This window comes from Ferruginibacter paludis (genome assembly GCF_030409685.1).
Lineage (GTDB): Bacteria > Bacteroidota > Bacteroidia > Chitinophagales > Chitinophagaceae > Ferruginibacter > Ferruginibacter paludis.
In genome coordinates this window covers 261,161-278,606 of sequence record NZ_JAUFQJ010000003.1, presented here as the reverse complement: position 1 = coordinate 278,606, position 17,446 = coordinate 261,161, and the positions used below count along the sequence as shown (strand labels likewise).

The 17,446-nt window shown below is 41.4% G+C and carries 15 protein-coding genes; 11 read left to right on the top strand and 4 right to left on the bottom strand.

From position 1 onward, the window contains the following. Nucleotides 1-134 precede the first annotated feature (134 nt). From QWZ08_RS05570 to QWZ08_RS05535, 8 genes are all read left to right on the top strand, one after another. A complete protein-coding gene (locus tag QWZ08_RS05570; RefSeq protein ID WP_290336255.1) occupies nt 135-758 on the top strand; it encodes a bifunctional 4-hydroxy-2-oxoglutarate aldolase/2-dehydro-3-deoxy-phosphogluconate aldolase in 624 nt (207 codons plus the stop codon). Nucleotides 759-767: 9 nt separating this feature from the next. Beyond that, nucleotides 768-1,916 carry a galactonate dehydratase gene (dgoD, locus tag QWZ08_RS05565; RefSeq protein WP_290336254.1) on the top strand — a complete coding sequence of 383 codons (1,149 nt, stop codon included), beginning with the start codon at nt 768-770 and terminating at the stop codon, nt 1,914-1,916. Nucleotides 1,917-2,201: 285 nt separating this feature from the next. Then, complete coding sequence (locus QWZ08_RS05560; RefSeq protein ID WP_290336253.1) at nt 2,202-3,146, top strand: 2-dehydro-3-deoxygalactonokinase; 945 nt, start codon at nt 2,202-2,204, stop codon at nt 3,144-3,146. A 26-nt stretch (nt 3,147-3,172) separates the two neighbouring features. Next, nucleotides 3,173-4,213 carry an SMP-30/gluconolactonase/LRE family protein gene (locus tag QWZ08_RS05555; RefSeq protein WP_290336252.1) on the top strand — a complete coding sequence of 347 codons (1,041 nt, stop codon included), beginning with the start codon at nt 3,173-3,175 and terminating at the stop codon, nt 4,211-4,213. 182 nt (nt 4,214-4,395) lie between these two features. Continuing rightward, nucleotides 4,396-5,757, top strand: a complete 1,362-nt coding sequence (locus tag QWZ08_RS05550; protein WP_290336251.1) for a glycoside hydrolase family 140 protein — start codon at nt 4,396-4,398, stop codon at nt 5,755-5,757. Nucleotides 5,758-5,811: 54 nt separating this feature from the next. Beyond that, entirely contained in the window at nt 5,812-7,287 is a 1,476-nt protein-coding gene (locus QWZ08_RS05545; protein WP_290336250.1) for a D-apionate lactonase family protein, read from the top strand. Between the two features lie 196 nt (nt 7,288-7,483). Beyond that, entirely contained in the window at nt 7,484-8,116 is a 633-nt protein-coding gene (locus QWZ08_RS05540; protein WP_290336249.1) for a DJ-1/PfpI family protein, read from the top strand. A 46-nt stretch (nt 8,117-8,162) separates the two neighbouring features. Beyond that, nucleotides 8,163-8,570, top strand: a complete 408-nt coding sequence (locus QWZ08_RS05535) for an ACT domain-containing protein (RefSeq protein ID WP_290336248.1) — start codon at nt 8,163-8,165, stop codon at nt 8,568-8,570. A 26-nt stretch (nt 8,571-8,596) separates the two neighbouring features. On the opposite strand, the gene QWZ08_RS05530 is transcribed toward QWZ08_RS05535, so the two are convergent. The 4 genes from QWZ08_RS05530 to QWZ08_RS05515 all read right to left on the bottom strand — a co-directional run bounded on the left by QWZ08_RS05530 (nt 8,597) and on the right by QWZ08_RS05515 (nt 14,184). Beyond that, nucleotides 8,597-9,544 (bottom strand): DUF8428 domain-containing protein, encoded by a 948-nt coding sequence (locus QWZ08_RS05530; RefSeq protein WP_290336247.1) that lies wholly within the window; start codon nt 9,542-9,544, stop codon nt 8,597-8,599. 46 nt (nt 9,545-9,590) lie between these two features. Beyond that, entirely contained in the window at nt 9,591-10,739 is a 1,149-nt protein-coding gene (locus QWZ08_RS05525) for a hypothetical protein (protein ID WP_290336246.1), read from the bottom strand. Nucleotides 10,740-10,869: 130 nt separating this feature from the next. Further along, nucleotides 10,870-11,415, bottom strand: coding sequence for an NADPH-dependent FMN reductase (locus QWZ08_RS05520; RefSeq protein WP_290336245.1), 546 nt, complete (start codon nt 11,413-11,415; stop codon nt 10,870-10,872). Nucleotides 11,416-11,583: 168 nt separating this feature from the next. Beyond that, the gene (locus QWZ08_RS05515) at nt 11,584-14,184 is read right to left on the bottom strand and encodes a TonB-dependent receptor (RefSeq protein ID WP_290336244.1); all 2,601 of its coding nucleotides are present in this window, start codon (nt 14,182-14,184) and stop codon (nt 11,584-11,586) included. A gap of 206 nt (nt 14,185-14,390) precedes the next feature. Between QWZ08_RS05515 and QWZ08_RS05510 the strand changes: the two genes are divergently transcribed. The 3 genes from QWZ08_RS05510 to QWZ08_RS05500 are packed head-to-tail and all read left to right on the top strand — an operon-like array spanning nt 14,391 to nt 17,356. Then, a complete protein-coding gene (locus QWZ08_RS05510; RefSeq protein ID WP_290336243.1) occupies nt 14,391-15,707 on the top strand; it encodes a gluconate:H+ symporter in 1,317 nt (438 codons plus the stop codon). Nucleotides 15,708-15,751: 44 nt separating this feature from the next. Next, a complete protein-coding gene (locus QWZ08_RS05505; RefSeq protein ID WP_290336242.1) occupies nt 15,752-16,213 on the top strand; it encodes a RidA family protein in 462 nt (153 codons plus the stop codon). Nucleotides 16,214-16,252: 39 nt separating this feature from the next. Continuing rightward, nucleotides 16,253-17,356: a D-TA family PLP-dependent enzyme gene (locus QWZ08_RS05500; RefSeq protein WP_290336241.1), complete on the top strand. Its 1,104-nt coding sequence runs from the start codon at nt 16,253-16,255 to the stop codon at nt 17,354-17,356. Nucleotides 17,357-17,446: the final 90 nt, after the last annotated feature.

Below are 17,446 nucleotides of genomic sequence, written 5' to 3'. Positions count from 1 at the left end.
ACGCTGTATTGCCTTTTGTTTACAGTTTATATCATAAAGGTACTTTTATAAAAAAAATGAATTCAATGTTCCTTGTTTATATTTGATGCTGTTAACTTTTTTGAACCAGGAACAAATTTATTATCTCAAATTATATGCAACTATTATCCCGGCTGCTCGATCATAAAATAGTCGCCATTCTTCGCGGCATGCCGCCAAAAGAAACTGTGCGTATAGCCGAAGCGTTGTATGCTGGCGGCATTCGTTTGCTTGAAGTGACATTGAACTCAGAAGCTGCTTTACCACTGATAGAAGAATTAAGTGTAACTTTTAAAGACAGGATGCTGATAGGTGCCGGTACGGTGTTAAATGTAAGCGATGCCAACAATGCCATTGCAGCCGGGGCTGCTTTTTTAATCTCGCCTGCACTTGATATCGCTGTAATTAAAACTACCAGGGACGCTGGCAGAATCAGTATTCCCGGCGCTTATACGCCAACGGAAATTTTAACGGCTCATAATAACGGGGCGGATATTGTAAAGGTTTTTCCGGCTCCAGACGCAGCCTATATTAAAAATATTTTAGCACCACTCAATCATATCCGGGTAATGCCAACGGGTGGTATTGACGCAGGTAATATAAAAACCTTTGCAGCCGCCGGTGCTGTTGCATTCGGTATAGGCAGTGCACTGGTAAATAGCAAGGCTACTATCGATGAAGCCTATTTAACTACCCTTACCAACAAAGCCCAACAATTAATTACAGCATTAAACAGTTAAGCTATATTTATGAAGATTCTATCGTACAGATTGTTCCAGGTACCGCCCCGCTGGTTGTTTTTAAAAATTGAAACCGATGAAGGCATAACGGGTTGGGGAGAGCCGATTATTGAAGGCAAGGCCGCCACCGTAAAAGCGGCTGTTGAGGAGCTGATGCAAAACCTGGTGGGCAAAGACCCGATGCATATTGAAGATCACTGGAACACGATGTACCGTGGCGGCTTTTACCGCGGTGGGCCAATTTTAATGAGTGCGATTTCCGGTATCGACCAGGCACTTTGGGATATCAAAGGAAAGTTTTTTAACGCACCCATTTACCAGCTGATGGGAGGTAAAGCAAGGGATAGTATAAAGGTATATTCCTGGATTGGTGGCGACAGGCCCGCCGATGTTGCCAATGAAGCCACCAAGGCAGTAGCCAATGGCTTTACCGCAGTTAAGATGAATGCTACGGAGGAGTTGCAATATATAGACAGCTATGATAAAATTGACCGCGTATTAAGCCGCGTTGCAAGTGTGAGAAACGCAGTAGGAAATGCCATCGGTATTGGTATTGATTTTCATGGGCGGCTGCACAAGCCAATGGCAAAAGTGATGGCGAAAGAACTGGAACAGTTTCACCCGATGTTTATTGAAGAGCCGGTGTTACCTGAAAACAATGAAGCCCTGAGAGATATTGCACAACTGACTTCTATACCCATTGCCACCGGCGAAAGAATGTTCAGCCGCTGGCAGTTTAAAGATTTGCTGAAAGATGGATATGTCGATATTATTCAGCCGGACTTATCACACGCCGGTGGCATTACAGAGTGTAAAAAAATTATTTCGATGGCGGAAGCGTTTGACGTGGCGGCAGCGCCTCATTGCCCGCTGGGGCCCATTGCGCTGGCTGCCTGCCTGCAGGTAGATGCCAGTTGCCACAATGCTTTTATACAGGAACAAAGCCTGGGCATCCATTACAACAAAGGCAACGATTTACTGGATTATATTACCGACCGCTCTGTTTTTGATTATGAAAATGGGTTTGTAAAAATTCCTTCCGGGCCGGGCCTGGGCATCGAAATCAACGAGGCCTATGTGATAAAAATGGAACAGGAGGGACATAACTGGCACAATCCATTGTGGCGTCATCCGGATGGGAGTGTGGCGGAATGGTAGCGTGAAGGGTTAAAGTAATTTGTAAGTCTTAAGTAAAGTAAAAATTCAAAAGTAAAAAGTCAAAAAATAGAGTGTTCATTTTGTAAGGTCTATTTGACTTGCCAGTAGCCAGTTTTGAACCGGCCCTTATATTCATTGGTGCACTCGGCATTACCGGCGCATTGTGCTATATAGTTTTGGTAGGTAAAGTGGAACGCATACAAACAATCACAACAGACATTTAATAAACCGTATCACCCTGGTAAAAACGACAGCTATTTTTTGTAACATCCATTAAAAAAAGTCATGAAACATTTTATCAGTTGCGATTGGGGCACGAGTTCTTTCAGGCTTAGGTTGATTGAAACTGGTACAGAAAAAGTATTGGCCGAAAGTCGCTCTGCACAAGGCATTGCAGCTGCTCATGCTTCGTATAAAGAGTCCGGAGACAGTGACAGAATTTTGTTTTACACCAATAGTTTAATGAAACCCATTAAGGAGCTGGAAGAACAGGCCGGGTTGACTTTAGATGGAGTGACGGTGATTATCTCAGGCATGGCATCGTCATCCTTGGGGATGATAGAATTGCCTTATAAATCCATCCCGTTTTATATAAAAAAAGCCGGGCTTGAAACGCACTTTATTCCGGCTACGGATTTGTTCCGGCATAACCTGATCATTGTGTCTGGTGTTCGCTCGGGCAATGACGTAATGCGGGGTGAAGAAACCATTTTGGTGGGCTGCAGCATTGAAGATACATCGGCTGAACAGCTGTTTATTTTTCCTGGAACACATTCCAAACATATTACGGTGCAGGATGGCCTAATAATAAATATTGGCACTTATATGACCGGTGAATTGTTTGACCTGCTGAGAACGAAGAGTATTTTAGCAGCATCAGTAGAAGCCGGAGATACTACTGTAAACAATCGGTGGTTTGTAAAAGGTGTTCAGGATTCCGTGGATAATAATGTACTCAATACTATTTTTCATATCCGTACCAACCAATTGTTTGGGGCATTGAATAAAGCAGACAACTACCAGTATTTAAGCGGCCTGCTCATTGGCGCCGAGTTAAAAGATTTATTGCAAAAGAGATATGCGGCTGTAACAATCGTATCAGAAGGTGTATTGCTTGATTTATACCTGGCAGCCATGAATGCATTGGGTTTGCAAAATATATGCCGGCAGCAAAATGCAGACAAAGCGCTGGTCAGCGGGCAGGCGTTTATTTTCAATCATTATCTATAAATTTATCATTGCTAAAATAAGCCATCATGAAAAATATTTTCTTTGTTACAGCTGCCCTATGTGCCATCAGCATGTATAGTTGCAACAATCAAACGGATGATAAAACGACAGCAACACCTGACAGTGCAATTGGTAAAATAGAAATTTACGACAGCAGTGCTTTTAAATTAATTAACAGCAACGCCACACTGGAAGTGATTGGAAAAAACTTCACCTGGAGTGAAGGGCCGGTTTGGATTGCAGCCAAACAAATGTTGTTGTTTACAGATGTGCCGGAAAATAAAATATTTCAATGGAAGGCCGGTGATACCACAAAATTGTATTTAACGCCCTCTGGTTATACTGCGGCAATAAAACGGGATGGGGGCGAAGATGGCGCCAATGGTCTTGCGCTGGATAAAGATGGAAGATTGCTTTTATGTCAATCTGGTAACCGGCAGGTGGTAAGATTGAATGCTCCGCTTGATTCACCGAAGCCCGATTTTACGGTACTTTCAGCCAATTACAATGGAAAAAAATATAACAGTCCGAATGATCTGGTGGCCGACAGTAAAAGCAATATCTACTTCACTGATCCGATTTATGGTTTACCAAAACGGGCCGAAGATCCGACAAGAGAATTAAAATTTGAAGGCGTGTATAAAATTGATGCAGCGGGTAAAACCAGTTTACTGATAGACTCTATAACCAACCCCAACGGCATCGCCTTGTCGCTGGATGAAAAAATTTTGTATGTTGCCAGCAGTGAGGATACACACCCGAAATGGTTTGCCTATAACCTCGATGAAAAGGGCGATATTAAAAGTGGTGGCGTATTGCTTGATGGAACTGACTTAAAAATAAAAGCCGCTGTAAAACAAGGTGCTGATGGATTTAAGCTGGATAAGTATGGCAATATTTTCAGTGCCGGCCCTGATGGCATAAATATTATTTCGCCGGCCGGCAAATTGCTGGGCCTGATAAAAGTGTATGTACGAAAAACTTCCAATTGCGCTTTTAATGAAACAAAAGATGTGTTGTACATTACGGCGGATGATATTGTGCTGCGGGTGAAACTGCATGGATAAGATATCGGATGCCAGAATTAAGAATTAAAAAGTCGAAAACAGGATTTATCGTTGCGGAAATAATGTGATTTGACGGAAGTTTAAAATAAGAATGTTTTATTTACTGAAGTCAAATGATTAAATCAGTAACTTTCAAACAGCAGGCAAAGTTTTTAATTTTTTACTTTAAATGACCTCTGAATATGAAACGATTGCTGAGTTTGTTCCTTATAAACTTACTGACATTTTCCGTTACGGCACAACTTAAAGTGAGTGCCGATAAACATTATCTCTTAAAAAAAGATGGTAAGCCGTTTTTCTGGCTGGGTGATACTGCATGGGAATTGTTTCACCGCCTTACCAGGGAAGAAGCCATCGAATATCTTAAAAACCGTGCTGATAAAGGCTTTACGGTAATACAGGCGGTTGCATTGGCAGAGCTGGATGGGCTGAATACACCCAACGCTTATGGGGCTAAACCTTTAATTAATAATGATCCCACAAAACCCAACGAAGCCTATTTCAGGCACGTTGATTTTATAATTAATGAAGCAGCGAAAAATGGGCTTATCATCGCCCTGTTACCAACCTGGGCTGATAAATGGTATAAAGATCAATGGGGTACAGGCCCTGAAATTTTTACTCCTGAAAACGCAAAAATATTTGGCGCCTGGATGGCTAAAAGATATTTGAACAAACCCATTGTATGGGTGTTGGGAGGCGATCGCATACCTCAAAACGAAACACATTATGCCATCATCAGGGCCATGGCAGCAGGTATTAGATCAGTGGATCAAAACAAACATTTATTAACCTATCATCCCAGCGGTGGTTCAAGCTCCTACGATTTTTTTGCTGACGATGCATGGATTGATTTTCATATGTCGCAGACGGGCCATAAAGTGGGCAACCCCGATTATAAAACCAATATCAGAGCCTATACGTTGCAAAATGCGAAACCGCATCTAAATGCTGAACCCAATTATGAAGATCATCCCAATGACTGGAATCCCGGCGAGAAAGGCTGGATGGATGATTTTGATACAAGGGAGGCAGCTTACTGGAACATGCTATCCGGTGGTGCAGGACATACGTATGGCGATCACAATATCTGGCAGATGTATACAGAAAAACGGGAGCCAGTCAACAACGCACGGACCAACTGGCACGTGGCTATGAATTACCGGGGTGCTTACCAGGTAGGCTACATGCGGCGCATGTTTGAAAAACGGAACTGGCAAAAACTGGTGATGGATCAATCGGCTATTGCCGGTAATAATCCGGAAGGGCTGGAATACAAAATGGCGGCCATGTCATCTGCTGAAGATTTTATGATGGTGTATATTCCCTATGGCAGAAAGACAACCGTGAATACTTCCAAATTAGCCGCCCCGAAATTGCGTGGCTGGTGGTTTAATCCAAGAGATGGATATACCATCGCATTGGGTGAGTTTGACAATACCGGCAGCAAAGAATTTACACCAACCTCTGTGGGCCGCGGTAGTGACTGGTTGCTGGTGCTGGACGATGCGTCAAAAAATTATCCTGAACCCAGCGCATATTGACAGTTAGCATACCAAATTAATAGTAAGGTCAACTAATTAAAATACATAAAGAAAATGATTGAGGAAAGTTTTGACATTGCGCTAGACGTTCATTTACTGCCATACAAATTACTAAAGGCCGGAAACCTAACCTGCATATATGAAGCAGGCAACCTGCGGTATATCAAATGTGGCAGCACAGAAATTGTACGCATGATATATGGTGCTGTAAGAAACGAAAGCTGGGACACCATTGTGCCTGAAATTACCAATGAAATAGTAGATGCAGGCGATGATGGTTTTTACATCGGCTATATCGCATTGTATAATTTTAACGGCATACAATACAGTGCCAATTTTGTAATTGAGGGTAAAGCAGACAGCAGCATCAGCATTACCATGCATGGCCTGGCGCTGAGCGATTTTAAAAAGAACCGGATTGGCCTGTGTGTATTGCATCCGTTAAAGGAAACAAAAGGAAAACCGGCAACTATTGTAGAACCTTCGGGTGATGTATATACGGCTGCGTTTCCTGAATTGGTTTCACCCGATCAGCCGTTTAAAGAAATACAGCAAATGCAATGGAAGCCTGCCGAAGCAATGACTGCAAAGCTTTATTTCAGTGGTGATATTTTTGAAACAGAAGATCAGCGGAACTGGAGCGACAGTTCGTTTAAAACTTATTCCACGCCACAGCGCATTCCGTTTCCGGTGGTGGTAAAAAAAGGAGATAAGATGCAGCAAAAAATTGTGTTGACTGTCAGCGGAAATTCAAACCCTGCGGTAGAAAAAAGACCTTCGACAAAAATAGAAGTACCAACGAATACCACATCCAAAATTGGTTATAGCATGCGGTTGGAACAAATAGCCTTGACTGGTAAGCAGGAGAAATTTTTTAATGAAAACAACGTGCACCATTACCGTACAGAGCTGTACCTGGATAGAGCCGGCTGGCCACAGCAATTGGAAAAGGATGTGGCAATTGTGGCGGAGCTGGGCGCAAGGCTGGAACTGGTGTTATTTTTTGCAGATAAATATGACGAAACATTTCAACTTCTTTTACAGGAAATAAAGCCAGTCGTACAGTACATTGACTCAGTGCTGTTGCTCGATAAAAAGCATGCTGTAACTCCGGCGGGATTGATGGAAAAAGGATATGGGCTGATGAAGGCTGCTTTTCCATCTATAAAAATCGGCTATGGAACGGATGCCTATTTTGCCGCACTTAACCGTAACAGGCCGGGTAGTTTGCCGCACGATTTTGTGAGTTTTAGTTTGATGCCACAGGCGCATGCCTCAGACATCCGAACCATTATAGAAAACCTGGAAAGCCTGCCGGATATAATGCAAACAATTCAGTCATTTACCAATAAAGCCATTCACGTTTCACCGGTATCAATCGGTAAAAGAATAAATCCGGATGCCGTCCTGGAAACAGATTACGTCATTACTGAAAGAGATGTAAGGGAAGACAGCGTTTTTGCCAACGATTGGAAAAGGCTCAGTGTGATGGGGCTTCATGCTGCAGCAAGTGTTACGATTATGCAATAATCAACCGACAGACTTGTTTGTGTTTGTAAAAAACTATTAGGGTTTATTATAGCATCGGAGCGTGTACTTACTGGTTTTGTTTTAAAGCTTAGATTTAACAACAGCTGTTTTGAAGACAAGTTTAAATTGCTCATGCCATTTAAACATTGTGTAGTCAATATCATTCTATAACTGAAGTGATAAAATATAAAATTAAATGATGAATTTGACAGTTTTATTATTCGAAGATTTTGAAACATTGGATGTGTTTGGGCCGGTAGAAATTTTTGGCAGACTAAAAGATAAATACCAGGTTTCTTTTTGTTCACTTGCGGGAGGAATAATTAAAAATGAACATGGCATTTCAATTGTAACGGAGCGTATGAACGATTTAAGGAATGAAGTTGATATCTTTCTTATTCCGGGCGGGCACGGTACGAGGGCTGCAGTGAATGATGATGGGCTAATTGAGAAGATAATCGAAATTTGTGGGCAAAGTAAGTATGTTTTAACCGTGTGTACTGGCAGTGCATTGCTTGCAAAGACAGGGCTGTTGGATGGCAGAAAAGCAACTTCCAATAAAAAAGCTTTTGACTGGGTTATAACACAGGGGCAACATGTGGAATGGATTAAAAAAGCCCGCTGGACAAAAGCGGATAAATTTTATACCTCAGCCGGAGTGAGTGCGGGTATGGATATGTCGCTCGGTTTTTTATCCGATATCCATGGGGTTGATTATGCCCGGAAAGTTGCTTTTGAAATTGAATATAACTGGATAGAAGATATGGAGGAAGATAATTTTTATTTACAATACCATAAAAAAAATGCGGACATCCGTGTTGACAGCTAAGCTGAAGTGGGTATGATACAAAAGGCAGCACTCAATTTTTATAAATATGAAGACAGCAGAAAAAAGCCTTGATATTCTTTTAAAAACAATGCAGCCAATACATAATCCCGGCGAATTTGTTTTTTGCACCTGCAAAGAGCTAACAGCAATAAATCCGCTGGATGTTATTTCAATTTTTAAAGAGCAGGAAGGATATACGGTAATACTAAAAAAAGACAAAGCGGATCAGCTGCTGCTCAGCTATTCTTTTATCGCCTCCTGGATTACTTTAAAGGTGCATTCTTCATTGGAAGCGGTGGGGTTTACAGCTGCGTTTTCAAACGTCCTTGCATCGGCTGGTATCAGCTGTAATGTAGTAGCCGCCTGTTATCACGACCACATATTTGTAAAAAGTGCGGATACAAAAAAAGCTATGGATTTACTCAATAGCTTTTCTGAAATACAGACGAAATAAATATCCCGCATTGGATAAAATTGGTATCAGGAAAGGCTCATCACCAGTTTACCTATTACCTGGCCATTATAGTATATGAGTACCGTATAATTTCCTTTTTCGAAATGATCGGCACCTACAGAAAAATGCAACAGCTTTTCCTCGCCGCTGTCGAACCTGGTATTTATTTTATGAGAATAAATTTTTCTTCCCTCGGGGGTATCAAAGGCTCCTACTTCCCAATCTGAGTTTTGTACTACTTTACCGTTAGGCTGCATAATGCAAACATAAATATCGGCATTGTCTTTGGCTGCATTACTTTTTACTGTAAATGATCCATTGATCTTTTCTGTTTCTGAAGCCTTCAACGTTTCCTGTTCTTTATCGTCCTTTGCTGAAAAGGCCATCACACGAATGCCCGTTAATAAAAAAGTTGGCGCAGGTGACTTTTTTTCTGCAGCAGGCAATTTAGCAGGAGGTGCAGAAGGTGATTGAGCTGCATTGTTGTGCTGTTGCTCATAGCCATCCTTATCATACTGCTGAAGTAACGCTTTCAATTGCTTGTTTTCATTTTCAACAGTAATGATGTTGTTCTGCAGCTGGTCAATTTTTCGTTGCAGCTCATTAATTTTTTCCCGTGCATTATTGAGGCTTTCCCTTGATACGGTATTTTTCAACAGTATCCTGATCTCTTCTTTTAAAGAGTTGATCTCGGTTATTTTATCATCTACATTTTCCATCAGCGAGTCTGCGGTATTTTTTGCAGTACCGATTCTTACATCCAGTTTGTTGATGGTTCTGGAATACGCGTCCAGCAATGAATCGCGTAAATTGGCGTTGATGGAAGCAACAGAAGATGTTTGTTTTTGCAGGCTGCTGTTTCCCTTGTTGTTATTATTGAAAAACTGGTAGCCCCAGATGGCCAGCAAAACCAGTGACAGTGAGAGTAAAAGCAATGATACTACCAGCAGTAGAGAAGATTTATTATCTTTCATGAGTTCAAAATTTAGTTAACAAAAAACAAGTCTGGGATATAGGATTTTACTGGGAAATGTTCTGATCAACATAAGCAGAGATCCAGCCTACCTGGCCGTTTTTTATTAAATAAAATTGTTTCTTTTCATAGATTCCTTCAAACTGGCGCATGATTTTAAGAAGCAATGCGGTACCAGACAGTAAGGACCTTTGATCAAAAACCTGGTGAACCCGTTTAACTTCTCTGGCAATGGCAGCCTTATCAAGTGTATTGTCTTTTATATTTTTAACTATGGCGCTATCTGAAAAAGCGTTGTAACTGGCCGATAATTTTTCGCTGAATTTTGCCACATCATCATAGGTAACCGACACTACAGCATTGTCAGTAAGTTCAGGCAAAAGCAATGTTGCAACTGACCATGCAATACCGCCGCTGAAAGCAATGTTATCGCTCATGTTATAAGCGCCGCTTTCATTAATTGTGTAAATAACTTCCGTATTTACCGGCCCGGCAATTACCCTGCCCAGTTGTTTTGAAAAATTGGCAATGCTTTTATCACCATCACATCTTTTTTCTGTAGCGTTGGCGGTACTTTTGGTACCCCAGCTCAATTGAAAAAGTTTAAGGTCTTTAGTATTACCGTTCGGAAAATACCCACCCTTGGTATTGCCACTTCCTATATCAATTAAGAAAGTGGTATATCTCTTTGATTCTGGTATAATACCCAGATGCGATAAGCGTGCTTCCTGCAGCACATCTACCACATCAACCGCCCTTTTGGGCTCTTTCATTTTAAAACGGATTGAGTCGGCCAACCGGTTGATCCAGGATTGTTTATTATCTTTTTCTGCCTGGATTTTTACACCGCTGCTTACTACTGTAAAAATATGTTCTGTAGGAATATTGTAGTTTAGAAATGCAGCGGCGTATAAGTTACATACACTGGTTAAAGTAGCGCTAAACGAAGCGTCATTAAAAGTGATAAAATCGGTGTTAACAGAAGTATCTTTCAAAATGTTGAACGACCCGATTTTTTTTGAGTTCCTTGCTATTTCAAGTAAACTCATCTTAACACCTTTAGAACCAATTTCAATACCTGCATATACTGAGGAATTGTTATACTTAAGTTTTAACTTGTATTGGGCTGATGATAATGCCGGTACTAGACCGGTAAGGACAATTACGGGTAAAATACATCTCAATAACCTGCTCATTTTTTTAAATTTTCTTGTTTAAAAGTAGTACAATGTGGTCATCAGAAAATCTTGAGATAGGTATTGGGATTAAAATGTTGTAAAATTATTGTATGTCAAAAACGGGCCATTTGCCTGCTGCTGAGTTGTGCTAATTCATTCTTTTGTTTGCTTCTATGCACCACATCAATTCGGCTATAAATGCAGTTGCACGCTTTTCGGTTGCTTCTTTTTCTATTGCATGGCCGCTTTCATCAAACGTTTTATCTGCAGTTGGAACGGGGAACATGGCAGGTACGGTCCATGACTTCATTTTCCATAACGTAAATTGTAGTGAAGTTATTACCTGTGTTATACCAAATAACCCATTGGATATGGTAGCATTCACCACAGGTTGGCTGTGCCATTGGGTATAGAAATGATTAGCTGCGTTTTGTAAACCCGCAGGATAACCACCATTATATGCAGGGATTACATTGCTTACACCATTTGCTTTTTTTATCTCCTTTGCAAATTGCCGCATGGGGGTGCCATCAATTTTTTTTAGTGTTAAGCGCCCTTCAAAATTGGAAAATTTACATTCTTTCAGGAAAGGGATGATGACGGATGCCGGTTGTGGTGCTTCAGTATACCGTGCAACCTGAGGGCTTTTTCTGCCATTGCGTACACTCGACGAAAGGATTACAATTGAAGACAAGGGTTTAGTTTTTAGGGTTTAAGAGGCACAACAAAGATAAAAAAATAGTTGACTTATCGGCTATAACTGGAAATTAATTTATAAATAACTGATTTAAAGATTGTTAATAATACAAAAAAATAGCTATACTGTGTTAGTATAGCTATTTTTCTATAGGTTGTAGTAATTTTATTGTACTCCTTCGGTGGCATTCATTTCACCTTTGGAAGTTTTACGTTTAAACAAAGACGCATCGATTTTACCGAACCGGTAGCTGAAATTCAGCCTGAACATCTGCGGGTCACGCAAGCGGTTATACGTTTGTGTAAAGTATTCGCTGCTGCTGTATTGGTTGCTTACCCTGGTTTTAAAAATATCATTGATACTTAAAGTAACAGCGGCTGCATTGTTTTTCAGGAAGCTCTTTTTAAAGGCCAGGTCAACACCCCATGATGGTAAGATATAACCCTGTGAAGAACTCTGGCTCTGCATCATTGGCGGTCCGCCCATACCTGGATTATTATTTACCGGCAGGTTGGTTTTTGACTGGTAGGTCGTGGTAAACTGAATCGCATAATTCTTAGGCAATTTAAAATTACTGTTGAATTTGCCAAACATACTCCACAAAGCTCCCTGTGAAAGGGTGCTCACATTGGTTGTATTTACTTTGGAATTATAGAAGTTTACATTGGTACTGATATCCCACCACTTGGTCAGATAATTTTGAGCGGTCAGTTCTGCACCTGCAGAATAACTGCTGTTGGCATTGATATAAGTATTGATCAACTCTGTACCGCCCGATACCGGGTCAACTTCCTGTGTAAGGTAACGGGTGATCAAATTATCGGTGTGTTTATAATAAACCGATCCAAGAAATGTGTTGTTGCCTTTAAATGTTTTCAGGTAAGATAATTCAAGCGACTGCGTAAACTCGGGCACCAGATTGGGGTTGCCTTTGGTAATGTTCAATTTATCTGTATAATCTGTAAACGGAATCAGTTGAAAAAAGTTAGGCCTGTTGATACGGCGGCTGTAACTCAATTGTACCTGCTGTTTGTTACTTAACTGCTGACTTAAAAATACAGACGGGAATAAACTTACCGGGTAACTGTTCTTGAATTTTTCACCACTGTTTGTGAGTGTGCCGGTATAATCAGAATGTTCTGCACGAACACCAACTTTGTAACTAAAGTTTTTAATACCACTGCTAAGTGTTGCATAGGCGGCATATACGTTATCGGTATTTTTATAATTACTTACAGCCGATGGAATTAATATGTAATCATTACCATCATACAAATAATTGTTATTGATGTTGGTTCTGCTTCGAATAGCCGCTCTAACTCCGGTTTCCAGCTTGGTAAGTTTTGTAAAAGGCTTTACATAGTCAGACTGTATTACAAAGTTTTTATCATTGCCACTGCCAACGGCTTTCTGCAATTCTGTATTGGTAACCACACCGCTGTTATTAAAATAGTTGGTAGTATACAAAGAGTTATTATTGTTTTTTCCACCAAACATATTGGCGTCAACAGTAATTTCTTCTCCTTCTTTTGGAAAAATATGTTTTAACCCGAACACGAGTCCTTGTCCGTTAAATTCACGGTGGCCACTGGTAACACGGTCGCTGTTGGCACTGATTTTTCCGCTGTTGTATAAACTGTCTGTAGTAATATCAATAACTTCATTGGGATTAAATTCGCCATGTACCCTGATTCCGGTTAATGACAAGGTCGTTCTGTTGGTAATAAAATAATCGAAGCCAACTTTACCAAATAAAAAGCCACCCGTAGTTTTGTTGAAATTGCTTTGGTTAACTGTCGTCTGCGGCGTGTCAAGTAAATTTACCCGGTCAGTCGTACCCGTGGTGCGGCCTTTATTTTGGTTTACCATCAGGGCAGCGTTAAAGTTGAATTTATTTTGCCTGAAGCTGAAATCGCCACCTCCATTGATAGCGCCACGTTTATCAACACCGGCTCTTACGTTACCATTATAACCGGTCTTTTTATTTTTCTTTAAAACAATATTCAGGATGCCTGCGCCACCGCCTGAAGCATCGTACTTGGCAGAAGGATTGGTAATTACTTCCACGCTTTCAATGGCATCTGCGGGTATCTGATCCAGCGTGAGCGTAGTAGGACGCCCATCTATCAGCAACTGGGGAGCGCTGTTACGCAGGGTAACGTTGCCATCAATATCCACATTTACAGATGGAACATTGCGCATTACATCCAGTCCCGTACCACCGGCACTCATAATATTTTTTTCAACGTTGAATATTTTTTTATCTGCAGATAGCCTTACAGGTGGCGTAGTAGAAGTGATGGTAACATCCTGCAACTGTTTGCTATCGGTAGTCAATTTGATATTGCCCAGGTCTTTGTCAAAAGAAGGCATTGCGCCTGTAGCTGGTTTTGGTGCACCCGGCTCCATCTTAGGCATAAAGGAAACTTCCTGGTCAACAGCTTTAAAGCCACTGCTGCTTATTTTTAGCAGCATAGCGCCCATTACCGGCAATTCATCAAAACTAAAATCGCCGTTGGCTTTTGTTATCATCCCTTTTAGCAATACCTGTTTCATTTTCTTTGAGGCGCTGTCCATCTTTTTGCGCATCAGCATTACTGACGCACCACTTACTGGTTTGCCATCGGCATCTGTTAATTTACCATATACATGGCCCATATTTCCGCCTCCATTACCGTTCATTTTACCGGGCATGCCTCCGGGCATTTGAGCCATAGCATTGACCGTGTAAATGAGTATTGCAAAGAGTAAACAAATCTTTTTCATAACAATTATATTATTTGAACACAAAACTACTGTTGCAAAAACGCTGAAAGTTACAAATGAGATAAGCGGTTAAAATGTTGCGACGAAACTGACCGGCGATGTGAATGTGTTTTGCCATAAGAAAAATACCGGAAAGACTATAAAATGATTATTATGCTGCCGACAGATACCTTTTTGATTATCTTTATTTTTCAGCAAATAATATTATGTCTTTACTCATCCTGTTACTTGGTATCGCACTGCTTGTTGTTTTAATCACCTGGGCCCGCCTCAATGCATTTCTTGCCTTTATTATTGTGGCTATTTTAATCGGCCTGTTCAATGGCATGAGTATTACGGGTATCAGCGGCTCATTGCAAAAAGGCATTGGCGACTTACTGGGTTCCATCATTGTTATACTTGGCCTTGGAGCTATGCTGGGTAAACTGGTAGCCGATAGTGGTGCTGCGCAAAAAATCGCCACCAGCCTGATGGATATTTTCGGGAAAAAGTATATTATGTGGGCCCTGGTGTTAACCGCATTTGTGGTTGGTATTCCCTTGTTTTATAATGTAGGCTTCGTACTGATGGTGCCTCTCATTATCACACTTGCAAAAAGATACAATATCTCTGCTGTATATATTGGAATTCCGATGCTGGCTGCGCTGTCCGTTACACATGGTTATTTACCGCCTCACCCATCACCAACGGCACTGGTTACACAATACCATGCAGATCTTGGTGTCACTTTGTTGTATGGATTTATTGTAGCTGTTCCGGCCATTGTAATCGCAGGTCCTTTATTCGCCACTACATTAAAAAAAATAAATTGCCAGCCATTGCAAACCTTTGCCGGAAAAGATATTCCCGATGAACAGTTGCCAGGGTTGTTCACCAGTATGTTTACCGCTTTTTTGCCGGTGATTTTGATTGCAACCAGTACCATTGTAAAACTGCTGGTGCACACCGAAACCGGCTTTTCAAAAGTGGTCATAGCATTGGGCGATCCGGTTATTGCGATGACGATTACGTTGTTGTACGCTATTTACAGCCTGGGGTTGCGGCGGGGTAAAAAAATGGAGGAAGTAATGCTGCCGCTTGCAGATGCAATAAAAGATATAGCCATGATTGTATTTATTATTGGTGGTGCAGGCGGATTGAAACAGATACTGACAGACACCGGTATCAGTAACCAGATTGCTGCCGGTTTGCAGGGAATGAATATTCATCCTTTGCTTGCTGCGTGGAGCATCGCCGCTATTATAAGGGTTTGCCTGGGATCAGCCACTGTAGCGGGGTTAACAGCTGCAGGTATAGTAGCGCCACTGATTGCAACAACAGGCGTAAACCCCAGCCTGATGGTATTGGCTACGGGCGCAGGAAGCCTGATGTTTTCTCACGTAAATGACGGCGGCTTCTGGTTGTTTAAAGAATATTTCAACCTTTCGTTTAAAGACACCATTAAAACCTGGAGCCTGATGGAAAGTATAGTTTCCATTGTAGGCATCATAGCCATTTTTATACTCAATTATTTTATTGCTTAATTTTATCAGATACCTTTTTTATTCTCAATTTTAAATATTTTTTTATGACACCGGATGAACAGTTTGCGCAATTGAATCTTTCATTACCCCCGGCGCCGGCACCATTGGGCGTATACAAACCATTTTTAATTGTTGGCAGCCTCTGTTATGTCTCAGGCCACGGCCCGTTGCAGCATGATAAAACGCTCATTAAGGGACGCATTGGCGCAGATATGAACATGGAAGATGGGAAGCTGGCAGCACAACAGGTTGGGCTTACAATACTGGCAACACTGCAGCATAACCTGGGGTCCTTCAATAAAATAAAAAGAGTGATCAAAGTATTGGGCATGGTGAACTGTACAGGCGATTTTGAAAAGCATCCTTTTGTAATAAACGGATGCAGCGAGTTGTTTGCAAAAGTGTGGGGAGAAGACAATGGTGTCGGAGTAAGAAGTGCTGTGGGAATGGGCTCGCTGCCGGATAATATTCCTGTTGAAATTGAAGCCATTTTTGAACTGGCCTGAGGCAAAACAGATTCCATCAATCGCATTAAATCAACAAGTATGAATTGGTTTACAATAAAAAATATCGATACTATCGATTCACCGGCCCTGGTGGTTTACAAGGAGCGGGTGCACAACAACATTCAGCTGTTAAAAGAAATGGTGCATGGCAATGTAAGCCGGCTTCGCCCGCATGTAAAAACAAATAAAATAACAGAAGTGTGTTCGATGATGATGGATGCCGGTATCACCAAATTTAAATGTGCCACCATCGCCGAGGCAGAGATGCTGGCCATGATCGAAGCGCCGGATGTGCTGCTGTCTTACCAGCCTGTTGGCCCCAAAGCGATTCGCCTGGCTGCTTTGGTTGAAAAATATCCTGTGACAAAATTTTCCGCCGTAGTTGATAATATACAGGTAGCTGAAATGCTTTCGCAACTCTTTGCAGAAAAAAAATCATCGCTGAACGTTTATATTGATCTTAATACCGGTATGAACAGAACTGGCATTAGTCCTGAACATGCCACCCAGTTATTTGAAGCGATGCAGTTATTGCCTGGCTTAAAAGTAGTGGGCCTGCATGGATATGATGGACAAATCCGCGATACGGATGTTGAGTTACGCAAACAGCATACTGAAAAAGGATTTAGTAAAGTGCTGATACTCGCTGCAGCGATTGAAGCAGTATCAAAACAGCCCGCTACTATTATTGCCGGTGGTTCTCCAACTTTCCCAATATATGCCGACAGAAACGATGTGGAATGCAGTCCCGGCACATTTGTTTTTTGGGATTGGGGTTACAAACATGGGATGCCAGATGAACCCTTTGATTACGCAGCGTTGGTAATAACAAGGGTAATCAGTGTTGTAGACGAACACACTATCACAACTGATTTGGGACATAAATCAGTCGCTGCAGAAAACCCGTTCCCCCGCGTTCATTTTTTAAATGCTCCCGAAGCGGAACCTGTTTCTCAAAGTGAAGAACACCTGGTGGCCAGGGTGCCTGATGCTTCCAAATATAAAATCGGCGATGTATTGTACGGAGTGCCGGTACACATTTGCCCAACGGTGGCCCTTTACGAGCGGGCAGTTGTTATTGAAAACAATATCGCAGTAACAGAATGGAAAGTAATTGCAAGGGATAGAAAGATCAATATTTAAGATAAAGTTAATCCAATGAAGGATCTGAAATAACCCGCAGTTTTGCTTAGACGTTATAGAATAGCGTCAGCTAACTCCATATTTTTTAAC